The organism is Olivibacter sp. LS-1 (assembly GCF_008245145.1).
In the GTDB taxonomy this organism is placed as follows: domain Bacteria; phylum Bacteroidota; class Bacteroidia; order Sphingobacteriales; family Sphingobacteriaceae; genus Olivibacter; species Olivibacter oleidegradans.
In genome coordinates, this window is record NZ_CP041643.1 from 3,596,103 (window position 1) to 3,613,716 (window position 17,614).

Annotated in this window: 16 protein-coding genes and 1 riboswitch; of the genes, 9 read left to right on the forward strand and 7 right to left on the reverse strand. The window is 41.6% G+C overall.

Annotated features, from left to right (window positions below):
• Positions 1-28 precede the first annotated feature (28 nt).
• Positions 29-1,225 (reverse strand): aminofutalosine synthase MqnE, encoded by a 1,197-nt coding sequence (gene mqnE, locus FKG96_RS14695; RefSeq protein ID WP_013666637.1) that lies wholly within the window; start codon positions 1,223-1,225, stop codon positions 29-31.
• A gap of 250 nt (positions 1,226-1,475) precedes the next feature.
• Between mqnE and FKG96_RS14700 the strand changes: the two genes are divergently transcribed.
• The 4 genes from FKG96_RS14700 (at position 1,476) to FKG96_RS14715 (ending at position 6,208) form a co-directional block, all read left to right on the forward strand.
• The gene (locus FKG96_RS14700; RefSeq protein ID WP_013666638.1) at positions 1,476-2,018 is read left to right on the forward strand and encodes a GNAT family N-acetyltransferase; all 543 of its coding nucleotides are present in this window, start codon (positions 1,476-1,478) and stop codon (positions 2,016-2,018) included.
• Positions 2,019-2,234: 216 nt separating this feature from the next.
• A riboswitch (SAM riboswitch) is annotated at positions 2,235-2,343 on the forward strand.
• Between the two features lie 254 nt (positions 2,344-2,597).
• On the forward strand, positions 2,598-3,902 hold the full coding sequence (locus FKG96_RS14705) for an O-acetylhomoserine aminocarboxypropyltransferase/cysteine synthase family protein (RefSeq protein ID WP_130857774.1): 1,305 nt from the start codon (positions 2,598-2,600) through the stop codon (positions 3,900-3,902).
• A gap of 34 nt (positions 3,903-3,936) precedes the next feature.
• Complete coding sequence (gene metX / locus FKG96_RS14710; RefSeq protein WP_013666640.1) at positions 3,937-4,995, forward strand: homoserine O-acetyltransferase; 1,059 nt, start codon at positions 3,937-3,939, stop codon at positions 4,993-4,995.
• A gap of 31 nt (positions 4,996-5,026) precedes the next feature.
• Entirely contained in the window at positions 5,027-6,208 is a 1,182-nt protein-coding gene (locus tag FKG96_RS14715) for a homoserine dehydrogenase (protein ID WP_013666641.1), read from the forward strand.
• A gap of 91 nt (positions 6,209-6,299) precedes the next feature.
• On the opposite strand, the gene FKG96_RS14720 is transcribed toward FKG96_RS14715, so the two are convergent.
• From FKG96_RS14720 to FKG96_RS14730, 3 genes are all read right to left on the reverse strand, one after another.
• Positions 6,300-7,496, reverse strand: coding sequence for an aminoacetone oxidase family FAD-binding enzyme (locus FKG96_RS14720; protein ID WP_130857773.1), 1,197 nt, complete (start codon positions 7,494-7,496; stop codon positions 6,300-6,302).
• Between the two features lie 11 nt (positions 7,497-7,507).
• The gene (locus tag FKG96_RS14725) at positions 7,508-8,563 is read right to left on the reverse strand and encodes an oxidoreductase (protein ID WP_130857772.1); all 1,056 of its coding nucleotides are present in this window, start codon (positions 8,561-8,563) and stop codon (positions 7,508-7,510) included.
• 106 nt (positions 8,564-8,669) lie between these two features.
• Entirely contained in the window at positions 8,670-9,776 is a 1,107-nt protein-coding gene (locus FKG96_RS14730; RefSeq protein WP_130857771.1) for a YncE family protein, read from the reverse strand.
• Positions 9,777-10,021: 245 nt separating this feature from the next.
• Between FKG96_RS14730 and FKG96_RS14735 the strand changes: the two genes are divergently transcribed.
• Complete coding sequence (locus FKG96_RS14735; RefSeq protein WP_130857770.1) at positions 10,022-11,290, forward strand: serine hydrolase; 1,269 nt, start codon at positions 10,022-10,024, stop codon at positions 11,288-11,290.
• A 189-nt stretch (positions 11,291-11,479) separates the two neighbouring features.
• Here FKG96_RS14735 and FKG96_RS14740 read toward each other — a convergent pair whose 3' ends face one another.
• Both FKG96_RS14740 and prmC read right to left on the reverse strand, forming a co-directional pair.
• On the reverse strand, positions 11,480-12,268 hold the full coding sequence (locus tag FKG96_RS14740) for a glycoside hydrolase family 25 protein (RefSeq protein WP_130857769.1): 789 nt from the start codon (positions 12,266-12,268) through the stop codon (positions 11,480-11,482).
• On the reverse strand, positions 12,269-13,129 hold the full coding sequence (gene prmC, locus FKG96_RS14745) for a peptide chain release factor N(5)-glutamine methyltransferase (RefSeq protein WP_130857768.1): 861 nt from the start codon (positions 13,127-13,129) through the stop codon (positions 12,269-12,271).
• Between the two features lie 358 nt (positions 13,130-13,487).
• Between prmC and ribD the strand changes: the two genes are divergently transcribed.
• The 4 genes from ribD to FKG96_RS14765 are packed head-to-tail and all read left to right on the forward strand — an operon-like array spanning position 13,488 to position 16,900.
• Positions 13,488-14,534: a bifunctional diaminohydroxyphosphoribosylaminopyrimidine deaminase/5-amino-6-(5-phosphoribosylamino)uracil reductase RibD gene (gene ribD / locus FKG96_RS14750; RefSeq protein ID WP_130857767.1), complete on the forward strand. Its 1,047-nt coding sequence runs from the start codon at positions 13,488-13,490 to the stop codon at positions 14,532-14,534.
• Positions 14,535-14,536: 2 nt separating this feature from the next.
• Positions 14,537-15,400 (forward strand): EamA/RhaT family transporter, encoded by an 864-nt coding sequence (locus FKG96_RS14755; protein WP_130857766.1) that lies wholly within the window; start codon positions 14,537-14,539, stop codon positions 15,398-15,400.
• Positions 15,401-15,421: 21 nt separating this feature from the next.
• Positions 15,422-16,039 (forward strand): YigZ family protein, encoded by a 618-nt coding sequence (locus FKG96_RS14760; RefSeq protein ID WP_013666650.1) that lies wholly within the window; start codon positions 15,422-15,424, stop codon positions 16,037-16,039.
• Between the two features lie 3 nt (positions 16,040-16,042).
• Positions 16,043-16,900, forward strand: a complete 858-nt coding sequence (locus tag FKG96_RS14765; RefSeq protein WP_130857765.1) for a nucleoside phosphorylase — start codon at positions 16,043-16,045, stop codon at positions 16,898-16,900.
• Positions 16,901-16,920: 20 nt separating this feature from the next.
• On the opposite strand, the gene FKG96_RS14770 is transcribed toward FKG96_RS14765, so the two are convergent.
• The gene (locus tag FKG96_RS14770; protein ID WP_130857764.1) at positions 16,921-17,610 is read right to left on the reverse strand and encodes a YafY family protein; all 690 of its coding nucleotides are present in this window, start codon (positions 17,608-17,610) and stop codon (positions 16,921-16,923) included.
• Positions 17,611-17,614 lie beyond the last annotated feature (4 nt).

Below are 17,614 nucleotides of genomic sequence, written 5' to 3' on the forward strand. Positions count from 1 at the left end.
TACTCCCTATTCACTTGTTCCCTATTCCCTAATTCAACACCGGCAAGCTGTAATAGCTTTTTTTAGGATTGCTTTCTTCGAACTGATAATCCTGATAATCCGTAACCACATTATATAAGGTGTCACGTTCAATCGGATGCCGTCCTACCTGCTTGATCAGCTCAACCAGTTGCTGCGTACTCATGGCTGGATTTTGCTCTTCAGCTCCTGCCATTGAATAGATTTTGGTAGTATCATCTAAGGTGCCATCTATGTCGTCCACACCAAAGCTCAAAGACAGCTGCGCTGTATCTCTACTGATCATAGCCCAGTATGCCTTTATATGCTGAAAGTTGTCGAGGTAAATGCGTGCTATCGCATAATTTCTCAAATCTTCGATGACCGAAGATTCAGGAATGTGCGACATTTGATTGTCTTTGTTTCTAAACTTGAGGGGGATAAATGTTTGAAATCCGCCTGTTTTGTCTTGCAACTGACGCAGTTGCTCCATATGATCAACGCGGTGATGAAATGCTTCTATATGGCCATAAAGCATCGTTGCATTTGAATACATGCCCAGTTTGTGCCACTCCTCATGAATGGCCAACCATTGTTCTGCATTACATTTATCCTTAGCGATCTGGTCTCGTATCTCCGGATGGAAAATTTCCGCTCCGCCGCCCGGCATGGACTCCAATCCCGCCTCCTTCATCATGCGCATACCCGTAGCGTAATCTACTTTTGCCTTCTTAAAAATATAATGATATTCAACCGGTGTCAATGCCTTGACGTGAAGTTGTGGGCGATGTTTTTTTATAGCAGAAAACAAATCCATATAAAACTGCATATTGTATTGCGGGAGCACCCCTCCCACTATATGGACTTCTGTAACCGGTTCATTATCATATTTTTTGATGGTTGACAGCATGTCTTCCATGCTTGCTTCCCATCCTTCTGACCGCTCTTTAATTAAACGCGAATAGGAACAGAACTTACAGTCATACACGCATAAGTTGGTCGGTTCTATATGGAAATTCCGGTTGAAATAGGTGTAGTTGCCATTTTTTTTCTCCCGAATATAATTTGCTAATACGCCTAAATAGCCTAATTCGCCTTTCTCGTAAAGTACTACCCCTTCTTCGAAGCTTATGCGCTCATTGTTAAGAACTTTTAATGCTATTTCTTTTAATTCTGCATCTAAATGGGGATCATCGATGACCAGCTGTAACCTATTATCTGCTTCCATACACAAATATCTTACCGACAAACTTAGATAAACTTGGCTGGATATGCAAACATGTAACCGTCTCGTTAAAGTAAGATTTACGGGCTGTAGGCTTTCCGCGGTAAGCGGTAGGCACGTATTACGTATAACTTACGACTTAAAACTCGCCTCAAACAATTTTAAAACTCACTTGTTTGTTTTATTGGAAAGATTGAGGTAGCTTTAAATCAACAAATAACAACCTCCGTTTTTTGTTCTAATTTCTTGAGTTATGGATACATTAAAGGTAGAGCCCATTGTTTTGCGTAAACTAACCATTGAAGACGCGGAAATCTTCGACAATGTCTATACGAGACCGGACCTGTTCTGGAAAATCAATATCAATGATGAAGTTGGTGATGAGACGGTCGAAGAGTTTACTAAAAGAATGCTTTGGTTATGTAAGTACATTTATACGATTCGGTTGAAAAATGAACCGGAAAAGGTAATCGGCTGTTGTGTGTTGTATAACTGGAATAAAAAGAAAAAAGACATTTTTTTCGGAGGTTCTCTATTACCGGAATATTGGGGAAAAGGAATTATGCCTGCTGCTTTCAATCAAATGATCGAGATGGCGAAATATTGTTTGGGCGCTTCCTTTATAAAAATATGCATTAATGAGGATAATCAGCCGGCTACTCGAATGGTAGAGAAGCTAGGTTTTTTTAACGCATTAAAAGAGGAAGAATTTGTAACCTATACCCGTCCCATCGATCTACCGGCCTCTACGGCTAAGTTGATTCATAAGGATAAGGGATTTCAGCAAGCAATTTAATGTGAGTGATGCCTGCCTTCCTGTAGGCAGGAATTTTGAATGATGAACGAGTAGTGGCGGTAGCACCTACCGACAGGCAGGCTTTTGAATTTTTACCATCCCTACGGCAGTCAGGCTTTTGAATTTTTACTTTTTACTTTTGAATTTTAAAATAAAATGTATATTTGCGCCATACATTCAACAATGTATTGATCAATTCCTCTTTAAAAGAGTCTTGATTTATAAAGAAGTGGCGAGAGACCGGCTCTAAGACCCACTGGCAACCATCCGAAGCGTTCGGAAAAGGTGCCAAATCCTGTCCCAGATAAATGGGAGCATATAAATGAATAAGACAATGAAATCGCATTCAACTATCAGCACATTCAAGTCCGGTGCAGTACTTTACCGGCAATCATTCGATCATACCTTCACTGGCAAAAAGCAGTCTTTTTCTTATATACATTGCTCTTGCATGTATATGTGCTGTTGTTAAAAAGAACACTCTTTTTAACCGATGCTAAACATACATCGTTTGATGTATTGTATGTGCATACGTCTACACTAATAAACAAACGATTAAACACTTTAAAGAAGAATCCAATGTCAGCTAAAAATCTAAAATTTGATACTTTACAAGTCCATGCGGGACAAGAAGTAGACCCTGCTACTAATGCACGGGCGGTTCCTATTTATCAAACGACTTCCTATGTCTTTAACAATTCTGAGCACGGTGCGAATTTATTCGCTTTAAAAGAGTTCGGGAATATATATACGCGAATCATGAATCCGACAACGGATGTTTTTGAAAAGCGTATTGCGGCGCTTGAGGGAGGGGTAGCAGCGGTTGCGGTGGCCTCCGGACAGGCAGCACAATTTTTGGCCTTAACAAATATTTTGGAAAGTGGTGAGAACTTTGTGACCGGTTCCAATTTATACGGCGGCACCTATAACCAATTTAAGGTGTCTCTCAAACGTTTGGGTATTGAGGCGCGTTTTGCAAAAAATGATGAGGCAGCCGCTATTGAAGCGCTTATTGACGATAAAACAAAGGCTATTTATATTGAAACAATCGGTAATCCAAGTTTCAACATCCCCGATTTTGAGGCGGTTGCCGCAGTGGCGCGAAAATTTGAGCTTCCGCTGATTGTTGATAACACCTTCGGTGCCGGAGGTTACCTATTTAAACCCCTGGAACATGGGGCACACGTGGTGGTCGAATCGGCAACAAAATGGATCGGTGGTCATGGAACTAGCATTGGTGGTGTAATCGTTGATGGTGGCAATTATGATTGGGGCAATGGTAAATTTAAGCAGTTCAGCGAACCTTCCGAGGGATACCATGGCCTGGTATTTAAGGATGTGTTCGGTGTAAATGGGCCTTTTGGTAATATACAGTTTGCAATCCGCGCCCGTGTAGAAGGACTGCGGGATTTCGGTCCGGCCCTCTCCCCTTTTAATTCATTCTTATTGCTTCAGGGATTGGAAACGCTTTCGTTGCGTGTACAACGACATGTTGACAACGCACTAAGTGTAGCTAAATGGTTGGAGCAGCATCCCTTGGTCCAATCGGTTAATTATCCGGGTTTGGAATCACATCCGGCGCATGCTCGTGCTAAGAAGTATCTACAGCATGGTTTTGGAGCAGTATTGTCTTTTGAACTGAAAGGCGAAAAGGAAAGTGCAACAGCTTTTGTGGATAGTTTGCAGTTAATCAGCCATTTAGCCAATGTGGGTGATACAAAGACGCTGATTATTCAGCCTTCGGCTACAACCCATCAACAACTTTCGGATGAGGAACAACTGGCTGCCGGTGTTACGCCAACAGCCTTGCGCTTGGCCGTTGGTATTGAACATATAGATGATATAATAGCTGATTTACAGCAAGCTTTCGAGAAGATTAAATAGAAAAATTTAACAGCGCATTTGGCGCCTATTATATATGAGTATCCATAAATTCAATTATAATAAAACCTTCCGGCTTGAAAACGGGAAGCGATTGAAGGGTTTACAGATAGCCTACCATACCTATGGTCGATTAAATACACGTAAAGATAATGTGGTATGGGTTTGTCACGCGCTGACTGCAAATTCGGATGTGTTCGACTGGTGGCCCGGTTTGTTTGGGGAAAGAGATTTGTTCAATCCGCAGGAACATTTTATTATTTGTGCTAATATTATCGGATCTCATTATGGGACAACCAATCCGTTGACAACCAACCCAAGTACCGATCAACCTTATTATTTATCTTTTCCGCAGTTCTCCATTCGGGATCTGGTGGCGGCACATGAGCTTTTAGCGCAGCACCTGGGCATTGATAAGATTAAAGTACTAATTGGAGGCTCGTTGGGCGGGCAACAAGCCATGGAATGGGCTATTATCCATCCTGATCGGATTGAGAATCTTGTCTTATTGGCTACGAATGCCCAACATTCGCCTTGGGGCGTTGCCTTCAATGAAAGCCAGCGGTTGGCGATCAGTGCCGACCGGACCTTTTATGCGAATAAACCTAATGGCGGAGCGAAAGGTTTGAAAGTAGCTAGGAGTATCGCCTTACTTTCTTACAGGACTTACGAAACATACGGCGCCACGCAACTGGAAAGCTCGGATGAGAAAATAGATGATTTCCGTGCCTCTTCCTACCAAAATTATCAGGGAGAGAAATTAGTGAAGCGCTTCAATGCCTACAGTTATTGGTTTCTGAGTAAGGCCATGGATGCCCACAACGTGGGAAGGGGTCGTGATGGCGCAGAGAAGGCTTTGCAGCATATCCGTGCAAAAACGTTGGTTATTGGTATTACAAGCGATATATTATTTCCTTTGGATGAACAAAAGTATTTGGCCAAACATATTAGAAACGCCAAATTTGCGGCCATCAACTCCTTTTATGGACATGACGGATTTTTGATCGAAACCAAGCAGATCAGTAAAGAAATCGCTGCTTTTTTGAAACAAAGTTATCCCAATCGTTTGGATAGAACCTTGCAACCACTTATTTAATAATATATAGAGAAGAAGATCTAACAGAACAATGAGTAAAAAGCTTACACTAGGATTGTTTGGCTTTGGCGTGGTAGGCCAAGGCTTATACGATATCATTAAAACCAAAAAGCTAAACCTGGAAATCAAACGTTTTGCTATTAAAAACCCCGACAAAAAAAGAACACTACCCCTGGAATTATTTACTACCCAAGCAGATGAGCTATTGGATGACGTGGAGATCAATACCATTGTAGAGCTCATAGACGACGCCGATGCCGCTTTCCATATCGTATCGAAAGCCCTAAAGAACGGCAAAAACGTCGTTTCAGCTAATAAAAAAATGATCGCCACACATTTGGAAGAGCTGGTAGATATTCAGCAGGCGTATGGAACGAGTCTTTTATATGAAGGGGCGGTATGTGGTAGTATTCCTATTATCCGTAACTTAGAGGAGTACTACGACAATGAGCTACTCCATTCCGTTTCCGGTATTTTTAATGGGTCGTCCAATTACATATTGTCCAAGATCTTTAACGAGCATATGGACTATGACACCGCGTTAAAACAAGCACAGCATCTAGGTTTTGCTGAAACGGATCCCATCTTGGACGTAGGTGGTTTTGATGCAAAATTTAAACTTGCTATTGTTGCTTCTCATGCGTACGGATTATATGTGAAACCGGAAGAAATTCTTAACATTGGTATCGATCAATTATCCGATTACGACATTCGTTTTGCACGGGAGAAAAACTACAAAATTAAATTAGTGCCGACGGCTAAGGAAATTGGAAATGAAAAAGTAATACTCTACGTAATCCCTAAGTTTGTGAATGAGAAAAGCATTCTTTATTCTGTAGAGAACGAATATAATGGTGTAGTGGTACAGGCTGCGTTTGCCGATCAACAGTTTTTCTATGGAAAAGGTGCCGGAGGGCATCCAACCGGTTCAGCTGTGCTGTCAGATATCGCCGCTTTACGGTATGACTACCGCTATGAATATAAAAAGCACCTGGAAGCAACCCAGTTGAATCATAGTAATAACCATAAGATCACCGTATACCTACGGTATAATGATGAATCTATTTTGGAAAAGCTAAACTTTCTAAAGGTATCAGAAAGACACTATGCCCGCGAATTCAAATACATTATCGGTGACATTAATCTGGAGTCTTTGATCGCCAATAAGGACTTATTGGCCGCCGATAAGGGATTTGTGGTTGAGGTACCTTAGGTTAGTTGTTAGTTATTGGTTTTTAGTTATTAGTTGTTGGTTATTGGTTGTTAGTTATCACTAATAACTAATAACGAGCAACAAATAACGATTACAAATGCTGCGCAATTACATAGCCACTTGCCCAGGCCCATTGGAAGTTATAGCCGCCTAGCCAGCCGGTTACATCAACGCATTCGCCACCGAAAAAGAGTCCGGTGCATTTTTTGGCTTCCAGGCTTTTCGAAGATAACTCTTCCGTGCTGACGCCTCCACGCATTACTTCAGCTTTGTCGTAGCCCTTGCTACCTGCCGGTTTCACTTCAAAGCGGTGAATCACCTGTTCCATTAGTTTCACGTCCTGTTTGCCGACGGATGCGATTTTCTTATCGATAGGTAGAAATTTGCCTAATGCTTCAGTAAACTTCTTAGTAAAGTGATCTTGCAATAGCTGTGCAAGGAGTCGCTTCCCCCCTTTTTCGCGTTCTAGCTGAATTAGTTGGGCAATGCGTTGTTTCGGGAGTAAGTCGATCCAAATCAGCTCGCCCGGATTCCAATAGGAGGAAATCTGTAAAATGGCAGGGCCGCTGAGGCCCCAATGCGTGAATAAAATATTTTCTTCAAAGCTTGCTCGATTGTTCCAGACTTTACTGAAAATCGAATTGCCCGCCAAAGCACTGAACCATTCGGCATCCTTTCCGGTGATTGTCAGCGGAACCAGTGCCGGTGCTGTGGCGGTCACGGCCAAGCCGAATTGCTTTGCTATACGAAGCGAAAAATCGCTAGCCCCCAATTTAGCAATAGGGAGTCCACCGCTGGCCATAACCACCTTGGGAGCCTCCAAGCTTTCCAAACGGTCTTTATGATGGAACATGACCTGAAAAGATCCGGTTGCCGGATTCTTTTCGATAGATTTAACCTCAGCCTCTAAAATCACCCGTTGCCCCAGTTCCTTAAGTAAGCGTTCAAATACAGCCACCACATCTTTAGCCTTGTTGGAAGTCGGAAACAACTGTCCTAAGGTCTTCTCCTGCCCTGCAATACCCTGTTGCTCAAAAAAATGGATGGTATCATCGACGCTCCATTGATGGAGTGCGGCAACACAAAAGTGTTCATTTTCAGAGATGAAATTAGTGGGAGCTGTGTATAAATTGGTGTAATTACAACGGCCCCCTCCTGAAATCAATATTTTGGCGCCTAACTTGTCGTTTCGTTCCAGCACTGCTACCCTTTTGCTTAAGTAACCAGCCTGCACCGCACACATGAGACCGCAGGCACCTCCACCTATGATGAGGACATCATATTCCATGGAAAATAATTTTAGTCAACAGATAACACACGTTTCTCGTCCCAGCTTCGTTCCGCCAATTGTAATAGATAAATCACATCCCGAGCCTGCTCAGCCGTTACGGCTAATTCTGCTTTTCCGAGAATGGCATCACGCACATTTTCGTAATAACCCGGATAATTTCCCTTTTGGCTGCGAATCTTTCTCCGGTTATTCGGTTCTTCAGCCGTTGTATTGAGGATGCCCCATATTTCTTCCGGTTCTTCGCCCCAATTTGGTAAGTCGGCCGGTGTTTTCCCCTCCCGAAGTGCCGCTTCCTGTGGATCGACACCCGGTTTTACAAAGGCTCCCTCCGTTCCATAAAGTGCAAAACGGGGCGTTGGTTCTTTTACCAACATACTTCCTTTGAGCGAAACCTTTATTTGCGGGTAATACAATAAAACTTCGAAATCATCCACCGCCCCTACTCCTTCCCGCATTTTACGTAGTGACGCAAAGAGTGCTTGCGGTTTGCCGAATAATTGTAAGGTCTGATCGATGAGGTGTGCTCCAAGGTCGAACCAAATCCCCGAACCGGGTAGGTCGTCCTCACGCCAGGCATTCGGCCGGAGGTAGTTGCGGAAACGGTCATAGCGGATTTCCATCGTTACCAATCGCCCGAGTTCGCCACTAGCAATCACGTCTTTTACGGTCAGGTAATCGCTATGCCAACGAGCGCTATGGAAGACGGATAATAATTTGCCTTGGCTTTTCGCTATTGCAATCAGCTCGTTTGCTTCTTCCAATGTATTGGTAAAAGGTTTCTCCACCACCACATGTTTGCCTGCCAATAGGGCCGCTTTACAAAGACTAAAATGTACATCGTTGGAAGTAGCTATCACAACCAAATCGACTTGCTTATCATTAAAGATATCCTGTACATCGGTTACGATGTTTACGTCCGGATATTTAGCCCGTAATATATGTTGCTGTTCTTTCCGACGGGCATAGACTTTTGTTAATCTTAAACCTACTACGGAGCTTATAAGAGGAGCATGAAGCACTTGTCCTGCCATGCCAAAACCGATCAATCCTACATTGAGTTGCATGGGAGACGAAGATAGGGAATTGAGGAGAGATGGGCAAGGGTGTAAAAATAAAATGGACTGATCAAACACCAATCCATTTTATTAAAATTAAAGTAAACTTAAAAAATTATCGCATTACATATGAGCCGAACGTAAATCCGACTTTTACGGGATTAACACCTACCGGTGTAAAATATTCAAGCCCTAAGTCTCCGGATTGATACAAACCAAAAACATACATTTGCCCATTGCTGGTATAATTTTTTGCATCACCAAGCACTAAGCGGGCAATTTCAGGAATATAAGTTAAGCTATAAGGTTGTTCGAAGCTAACGTTACTTAACGTGATATTTTGAACTGTCTTACTAACCAAATCTAAACTACAGAAGGTGTTTTTTCCATCATTGGTCCGATTACTACTAACCAAATATGCTTTTTTAACGCCTGGTACTACCACAATTTTCTCTGCTCCAAAGCTCATTCCTTCAACTTGATCATTTGCTGTATTAACAATATATAATTTAGAAGGTTTAGAAATTTGACTACCATTATAAATAGCAGAAGCATTTACATATAAAACATTCTTAGTCGTATCAGCAGCTATTGCGCTTATATTCTCTGCTACAACAATATCTTTTTCAATAGTTAATGTTGTAGGATTTACTACAGATATATGGTTGTCGTAAGTTCCTCCGTTCAACGCATCTCTCCATCCAGAGTTGGTTACATAAATTTTTCCATTAGTAGTTGTAAGTTGTTCTGGGCTTTTACCAACCGCAACACTATTTATGGAAAAACTACTCGTAGTATCAATGGCAAACAATTTATTTTCTCCATGGCTAGTAGCATATATTTTTCCTTTATGAGCCAGTAGATACCTAGGTAATGATATGTTTATCACCTTTAATTCCGATCTCGTTTTGGCATCTAATACAACAACCTTGTTTGCATCAGTAACGGAAATATAAACCTTACTTCCATATACTAACAAATCGTTTGCCCCAGAACCTAAATTTCCAGTGAAAGCGCTATTATTATATTGATTTGTTCCATAGCTATAGAATCCTAAATTAGAGGTCCCACCAAAGGCCCCCTCATTTAAAACGAACATTCCGGTGTTTTCAGGAAGTTGATCTATGGGAGCAACATCGTCATCACTGTTACTACACGCTCCCAGTGTAAGTAAGGTTCCGGCTAATAAGCTTAGGTAAAGAGAGTTGATTTTTGTCTTCATTTGTTGTTTATAAGGTGAATTTTTATTGTATGCTTGTTATAACGGCTTAACAAGTAAAATTGCTACTCTTAAGCTGAAATTTAATTGGTGTGTATATTGTCTTAGATCTATAAGCTGATATTTTCCTTCTGTTGACAAAAATAGCCATTCGGGATGATTATCCAAAAGTAATACTTGCCAGGCTTTGATTTTGTATGCAAGTTTATGAGTTTTTTGTTACCTTAGTTGCACAAACCTGAATACGGATGAAAATACTGCTCCCTTTCTGCCTATTGTTAATTTCTTATAAAATCTATGCCCAACCGATGGATACCCTATTTTTAAAGAATTTAATTGAAAGTCATCCCGAACTTTTTAAAGCTGTTCTCGATGATCCGCAACGAAAGCAGGTGCAAATTCTTTATACCCAAATAGATCGCGATAAACATAATAAACCACATTTTACTTCTTTTAGCTACCGATTAAATCCTAACTGGTATTTCTATCCCGCCAGTACGGTTAAGCTCCCGGCATCTATCTTCGCCTTAGAGAAAATCAATGAGCTGAAAATTAAAGGACTGGATAAAAATACCCCGCTGAAAATCGATAGCGCTTGGGAAAGACAAACAAGGGTTGAGATCGACTCTTCCTCCGCCAATGGACTGCCCAGTATCGGGCATTATATCAAAAAAATCTTACTGACCAGTGATAACGATGCCTTCAATCGTCTTTACGAATTCTTGGGACGGGCTGATATCAATCGCCGCTTGAAGAAACATGGGGCCAGTCATAGTCGCATTATCAATCGCCTAGCGATTGGCGATAAGGGTGAATGGGCGAAACATACGAACCCAATTACTTTTTATAAAGATGATCTGCTTATCTATCAACAAGCGGCCCAATACGATCCGCAAGATTACCCCTTGGATCTACAAAATCTAATTCGTGGTAAAGCTTATAGGGATGCCAATGACAGTCTCATTCATAAGCCCTACAGCTTTGAAGGGCTCAATGCATATGCGCTAGCCGATCAGCAGCTGATCATGAAAAAACTGCTTTTTCCAGAAGCCTTCCCGAAGAAAGAACGATTTCATCTGAGGGATGAAGACTATCGCTTCATCTACTACTATATGTCGCGTTTTCCACAAGAATCCGATTTTCCTAAATATGACAGCACTGAATTCTGGCCTACCTATAGTAAGTTATTGTTTTTCGGTCGGGAAAAAGGTGTCCATCCGGATGGTCGTATCCGCAGTTTCAATAAGTATGGTGATTCCTACGGCTACAATATCGACAACGCTTATATCGTAGATTTTAAAAACGGTGTCGAATTCCTGCTAACAGCTGTTGTGCAATCCAACAATAACGAAATCTATAATGATAGTGTTTATGAATACGAAGAGGTCACCTACCCTTTTCTGAAAAACCTAGGTAGGTTGGTTTATGAACATGAGCTAAAACGGGAAAAGAAGGTGAAGCCGGATTTGGGAAAGTTTATTTTTGGTGAATCGTTGAGTCAGAAATTAGCCGATTAGCCAATGTGATAATGTCGGCTTACTATCGCGATAGGTAGTTTCGCGTTTTAAGCGTACTTACCATGATTTATACCTTGTAAATCGTCAATTAGTCGAGTAGTTTTTATACGGCTAATGATGGTTCAGTAATAGTGATAAAGCACAAACCAACGAATAACCAATAACTAACAACCAATAACTAATAACCAACTAATAACCACAAACCTCACAAGGCATAATATTATTATTGCAGTTTAAGACATTGAAGTCGACGAACTCAGTGATGCCGGCGATTTTTCCGCGTTCACTATGTTGCCAGATATCCCACGGGCGATTGATATAATCAGGTTTATCCTCACGCTCGTAATGTGCAATCCATAAGGGGTATTTATCAAACTTTTCACCCAGGTAATCGCGGTAAAAAGTAGTATAGGTATAAACAACGGGACGGATACCGTAGTGGTTGTGCAGGGTATTCAGACAGTCTTGTAGACGCTTTTTCAAAACTGTTTTATCGGTACGATAAGTTTTTTCGATATCAACAACGGGAGGCAAACAGCCTTCCAACCTTCCCACTCGTTTAATAAAAAGTTCTGCTTGTTTTACACCGTCTTTATTCGGATGAAAAAAGAGATAGGCACCTCGTTTTATACCGTGTGCCTTTGCTTCTTGCCAGTTGGTTTTAAATTTTTTATCAGTACGCATCCCCATTGAGGCGCGCATATAAACGAAGGAGATATGAATATCGCTATCCTGAGGCATACATAAAGCATCCCAATCAATTTTACCTTGATATTGGGATATATCGATGCCGTGTGTATGGTATCCTGCTGGTATTTTAATGCCGTAATGCGTGCATTTATGGAATAGAAAATGGTTAACGACTGCAATGCAGGCTAATGCCAATCCACAGCACAGGGCTAATATCCATTTCCAGCGAGTGGGTCTTTCGCTACTCTTTTTCTTTCCTTTTCTTCTCTTTCTTCTAGTCGCACTCATTTATAAGCTGGCCCTCACCATTCTATCTGCGCCATGTATATCCTGTTTAAGTAGGATATTTTTGAATCCCTTTTTTGTTAGTAAATCTTTTACTTCCTGCCCGAAATTTCGATTGATCTCAAAATAGAGCTTCCCCCCTTTTTCCAGATGCGCTAAGGCGAATGCGGCAATCGTCTCATAAAAGAGTAACGGTGCCTGATCTTCCACAAAGAGAGCCAAATGTGGTTCAAATTGTAATACATTCGGATGCATTCCCTTCTGCTCGCTATTGGTGATGTAAGGCGGATTACTGACAATCACGTCGAATTTAACCTCTTCTGCAAAGATAATGTCCCATTCCAGGATATCGGCCAGCATAAAGTGAACAGGGCATTGGTTGTCCGCTGCATTCTGCTTTGCTACGGCCAGTGCTTCAACCGATACATCCAAGGCGTAAACCTGTGCTTGATTAACATACTTTTTAATAGCAATTGGAATACAGCCCGAACCCGTGCCTATGTCTATTAGTTTAGGTTCCGAGCTATTGGACAGTTTTAAATCCTGAATGATAAGATCTACAAGTTCTTCGGTCTCGGGGCGAGGAATCAAGACATGTTGATTCACATGGAGGGATAATCCCATAAAAGGTGTGTGTCCTATGATATACTGAACCGGTTCACCGGCACTTATACGGCTGGCGGCATCTTCTAGCTGGTCCAGTTGCTCGTCGTTCAAGCTCATGGATTTGTGAAGGAGTAAGTCTCTTCTGCTATACCCCAACAGATCCTCCAACACAATCAGAAAGATGCTTTCCGCTTCGGTAGCTTCGTATAAAACAGCTAATTTTTCTATGAATCGTTTTTTGACGGCTTCGAGTTGCATGGCATTCAAAAGTAAAAATTCAAAAGTAAAAATTCAAAAGTAAAAAGCCTGCCGTGAGGTATCAGGTATCAAGACACCTGCCTACCGGCAGGCAGGTAGATATCAAGACTTTTTTAGTTGTGCGTTGCGAGTTTTCTTCCTGTCCTATGTCTTCTTGCTATTTCCCTGTTCCACCACTCAACTATCCGCACTTTAAACTTCCTAGCAATGCACAAAAAAAACTTATTCATCACTCATCATTCCTGCCTACCGACAGGCAGGCAACATTCATCATTTAAAACTCCACTCAACATAACATAAAACTGTAAAAAAAATCGGCCTATTGATCGACAGCTACTAAAATTCATTAGGTTTGTGCATGCCTAATCACGAAATCTATATGCGGCGTTGTCTGGAACTCGCTGAGCTCGGTCAGGGTAGTGTCAGTCCAAATCCGATCGTTGGCGCTTTGGTTGTACATCATGATACCATCATTGGCGAGGGATGGCATCGAAAATACGGAGAGGCCCATGCCGAACCGAATGCTATTGCCGATGTTTTTAACCGTTATCCAAACGCTGCTGATCTATTGAGAGAATCGACCGTCTACGTTACTTTAGAGCCTTGCTCCCATCATGGGAAAACGCCCCCCTGTGCCGATCTGCTCGTCAAGCATCAAGTAAAACAAGTGGTTGTTGCTTGTAACGATCCGTTTGAACAAGTAAACGGTCGTGGTATTGCCAAATTGCGTGAAGCGGGAATTGACGTACTTGAAGGTGTGCTGGAAGAAGAAGCAAAATTTGTAAACCGTCGTTTCTTTACTCGGGTGCAGCACCAACGACCTTATGTTATACTAAAATGGGCAGAAACAGCAAATGGTTATTTTGCTCCTAAAGGTGAAAAACAGCAATGGATCACGGGCTCCGCTGCACAGGTGGTCAACCATCGGTGGCGTAGCGAAGAAGATGCGGTTTTGGTAGGAGCCAATACGGCGTTGATCGATAATCCACAACTGACTGTCCGCCACTGGTTTGGAAGAAATCCCAAACGGATCGTTATTGATAAAGAGCTTTCGCTCCCACCTCATCTTCATTTGTTTGATAAAGAAGCGGAAACAATTGTATTCAACGCGAAAAAAACCGATTGGCAAGACAGACTAAAGTTGATTGCGTTGGAAAATTTCGACTGGTATTTGCCACAAAATATTCTATATCAGCTTCACTTGATGGATGTTCAATCACTTGTTGTTGAAGGCGGTATAAAAACGCTCAATCTATTTATAAAGGCGGGTTTGTGGGATGAAGCGCGTGTGTTTAGAGGACAGGCTTATTGGAAGGATGGTTTAGACGCTCCCCGTTTGCAGGTTATACCTCAAATCAAGGAAAACATAGGGAATGATTCACTTACCGTTTATTTTAACAAATAGAGATGCTCTTAGTCCTTTTAAGTGTTTTGTGCAGCGTCACGGTATCGGTGATTATCAAATTGGCTAGGCGCTATTCGGTTAACACCCTGCAAATGATTGCATGGAATTATCCGATGACTGTCTTATTGAGCTACCATTACCTGAAGCCCGATCTAAGTAATTTTTCCATCGCAGAGGCGCCATTAATAAGCTATTTAGCATTGGGATTATTACTACCCTCCCTCTTTATTATCATTGCGGGATCTATACGCTATTCGGGCATTGTGCGAACGGAAGTGGCTCAACGTCTGTCTCTTTTTATTCCACTCCTGGCTGCATTCTTTATCTTTAATGAACATCCAAGTGCTACCAAACTTTTTGGCGTAGCCATCGGATTAGCGGCCATCGTATGCTCTATTAAATGGCAGAAACGCAATCAACACAGCCTTACAAGCAAAAATGCCTGGCAGTATCCGCTGATGGTATTTTTCGGTATGGGAATAATCGATATTCTTTTTAAACATATTGCCCAATACCAAGCAGTTTCGTATAGAACTTCGATTTTTTTGGTTTTCGTACTCTGTACCTTGGTGTCGTTTTTGTACCTCGGCTTTTTAGCAAGCACCAAAAAGGAAAAATTTTCGCTTTCAGGAACCCTTTGGGGATTGGGGCTGGGACTTTTTAACTTTGGAAATATCCTCTTTTATATGAAAGCTCATCAGGCTTTACCAAACAATCCTTCTGTTGTGTTTTCAGGAATGAATATAGGTGTCATTGTTGTAGGTGCAGTTGTTGGTTTATTCCTGTTTAAGGAGAAATTAAGTACTTTAAACAAAGTTGGATTGGTATTGGCAGTGATCTCAGTAATTATCATTGGCCTATTATAAGCTTTAAGCGAATTATTATTCATGAATTTATTTGAAGATACCTATAAAACGATTGAAAAACCGGCTGAAGGTCTGTTCAAGGACAAAGGAAGTAAATTTATTGCCTATGCCTACCCTTTTAGTGATCCGGAAGATCTCAAAAATGTGATAACCGAAGTGAAAGATCTCCATCCGAAAGCACGACATCACTGCTGGGCTTACCGTTTAACAACAGATCGTTCCGTATTCCGCTTAAACGATGATGGGGAGCCTTCCGGTACGGCCGGTCGCCCCATATTAAATGTACTTCTATCGCATGATTTGACGAACCTAATGGTAGTGGTAGTACGTTATTTCGGCGGTACACTGTTAGGCGTTCCAGGATTGATCAATGCTTATAAAAGCGCTACACAAGACGCCGTCAGTCAGGCCCGGATAATAGAAAAAACAGTCAATGACGTATATGAGGTGAGTTTCGATTACATGCAGATGAATGATGTGATGCGCATTGTTAAAGAAGACGATCTAATTGTGCAGCAGCAGGCTTTCGATAATAACTGTTCACTGACTTTTGAGATCCGCCAAACACAAGTCAATCATACCTTAAGTAAATTACAACATTTAACGAACGTAAAAGTAAAATACCTGCGAACCACCTAGCATATGAAGATGACGGATACCGATCTTATATTGAATGCCGATGGCAGCGTTTACCACTTGAATTTATTGCCTGAAGATTTGGGCGATACCATTATTACCGTAGGCGATCCTGACCGTGTTGGTCAAGTAAGCAAGTACTTTGATCGGATTGAAGTGAAGAAAGGTAAACGAGAATTTATTACACATACCGGTTATGTGGGACAAAATAGGCTGAGTGTTATCTCAACAGGAATCGGCACAGATAATATCGATATTGTATTAAATGAGCTCGACGCTTTGGTAAATATCGATCTGCGTAGTCGTACAGTTAAATCGCAGTTACGATCATTGAATATCATAAGGATTGGCACATCAGGTGCCCTACACAATGATATTCCTTTAGATTCCATTTTGATATCCACTTTCGGTATCGGGCTCGATCCGCTGTTGCATTATTATCGAAAAGAAGAAGCTGCGGTTGAATTGGAATTGCAGACGGCCTTTCAAACGCATTTATCAACCCAATATATACATCCCTATGTGGCTGCTTGTTCCGACAATTTGTTGCATCAACTGGCCAAAGGCGTTCCGCAAGGAATCACTTTGACGGCTCCGGGGTTCTATGCACCGCAGGGGCGAGTTACACGTGCAGAACAACACCAAACGAATTTGTTAAACAAGCTTTGTTCCTTCCGTTATAAGGGAATGCGCATCGCCAACTTAGAGATGGAAACAGCGGGTATATATGGCTTAGCTAAATCGTTGGGCCATCAAGCGATTTCCGTAAATGCGATATTGGCAAGTCGCTTAGAGGGCGTCTTTAGCAAAGAACCGCAGAAGACCGTTGAAAAGGCAATACGTTTAGTATTAGCGCATTTCTAAGTCCCGGATACGACTTTTAGCTAATAATCCACAGGTAGCTTCTTCATAAAGTCAGCCACTGGCATGTGATCTGATTTTCTGAAAGGACATTTTAGATCAAACAACTTTTTAATTCTTGATACCCTGAAGTCGCGATACTCATGGCGAAGGTGGCACCAAGCGATGAGATGCCAGCTAAAGGCGTAAAAAATAAGTCCGATTGCTTCCACTTCACGACAACTTCGCTCACCATTTTCCTTTTCATAATCGATACGCAAGATTGATTTATTGGTGATGGCATGCTGAATGGTGGATAAATATTCAAAATCATTTTGGAGGCGGGATGGAATTTGTAATTTAATATGCTCGTTCAGGAACTCCAATTGCTCTTTTTGTTGACCTCGCATTACATTTTTGACTTTGTTTAATGCTGCGGTATAGTGTTTTTGTATAGAACGATCAGCGAAACCCGCTAGAAAACGTTCCATAAGGATCAGTGCATTGGCTTCGTCATTTGTGAAAGATATCGGTGGCAGAAAGTAGCCTTGAACAATATAATAACCTTTGTTCGCTTCAAAACTGATAGGAATACCTTGCTCATTAATTGCTCGGATATCTCGGTAAACTGTTCGGGTGCTAATTTCAAATTTTTCCGCGATCGCCTCTACTCCGACATATCTGCGTGACTGAAGTAACGTTACAATACCAAAAAGTCTGTCGATTCTATTCATGTGA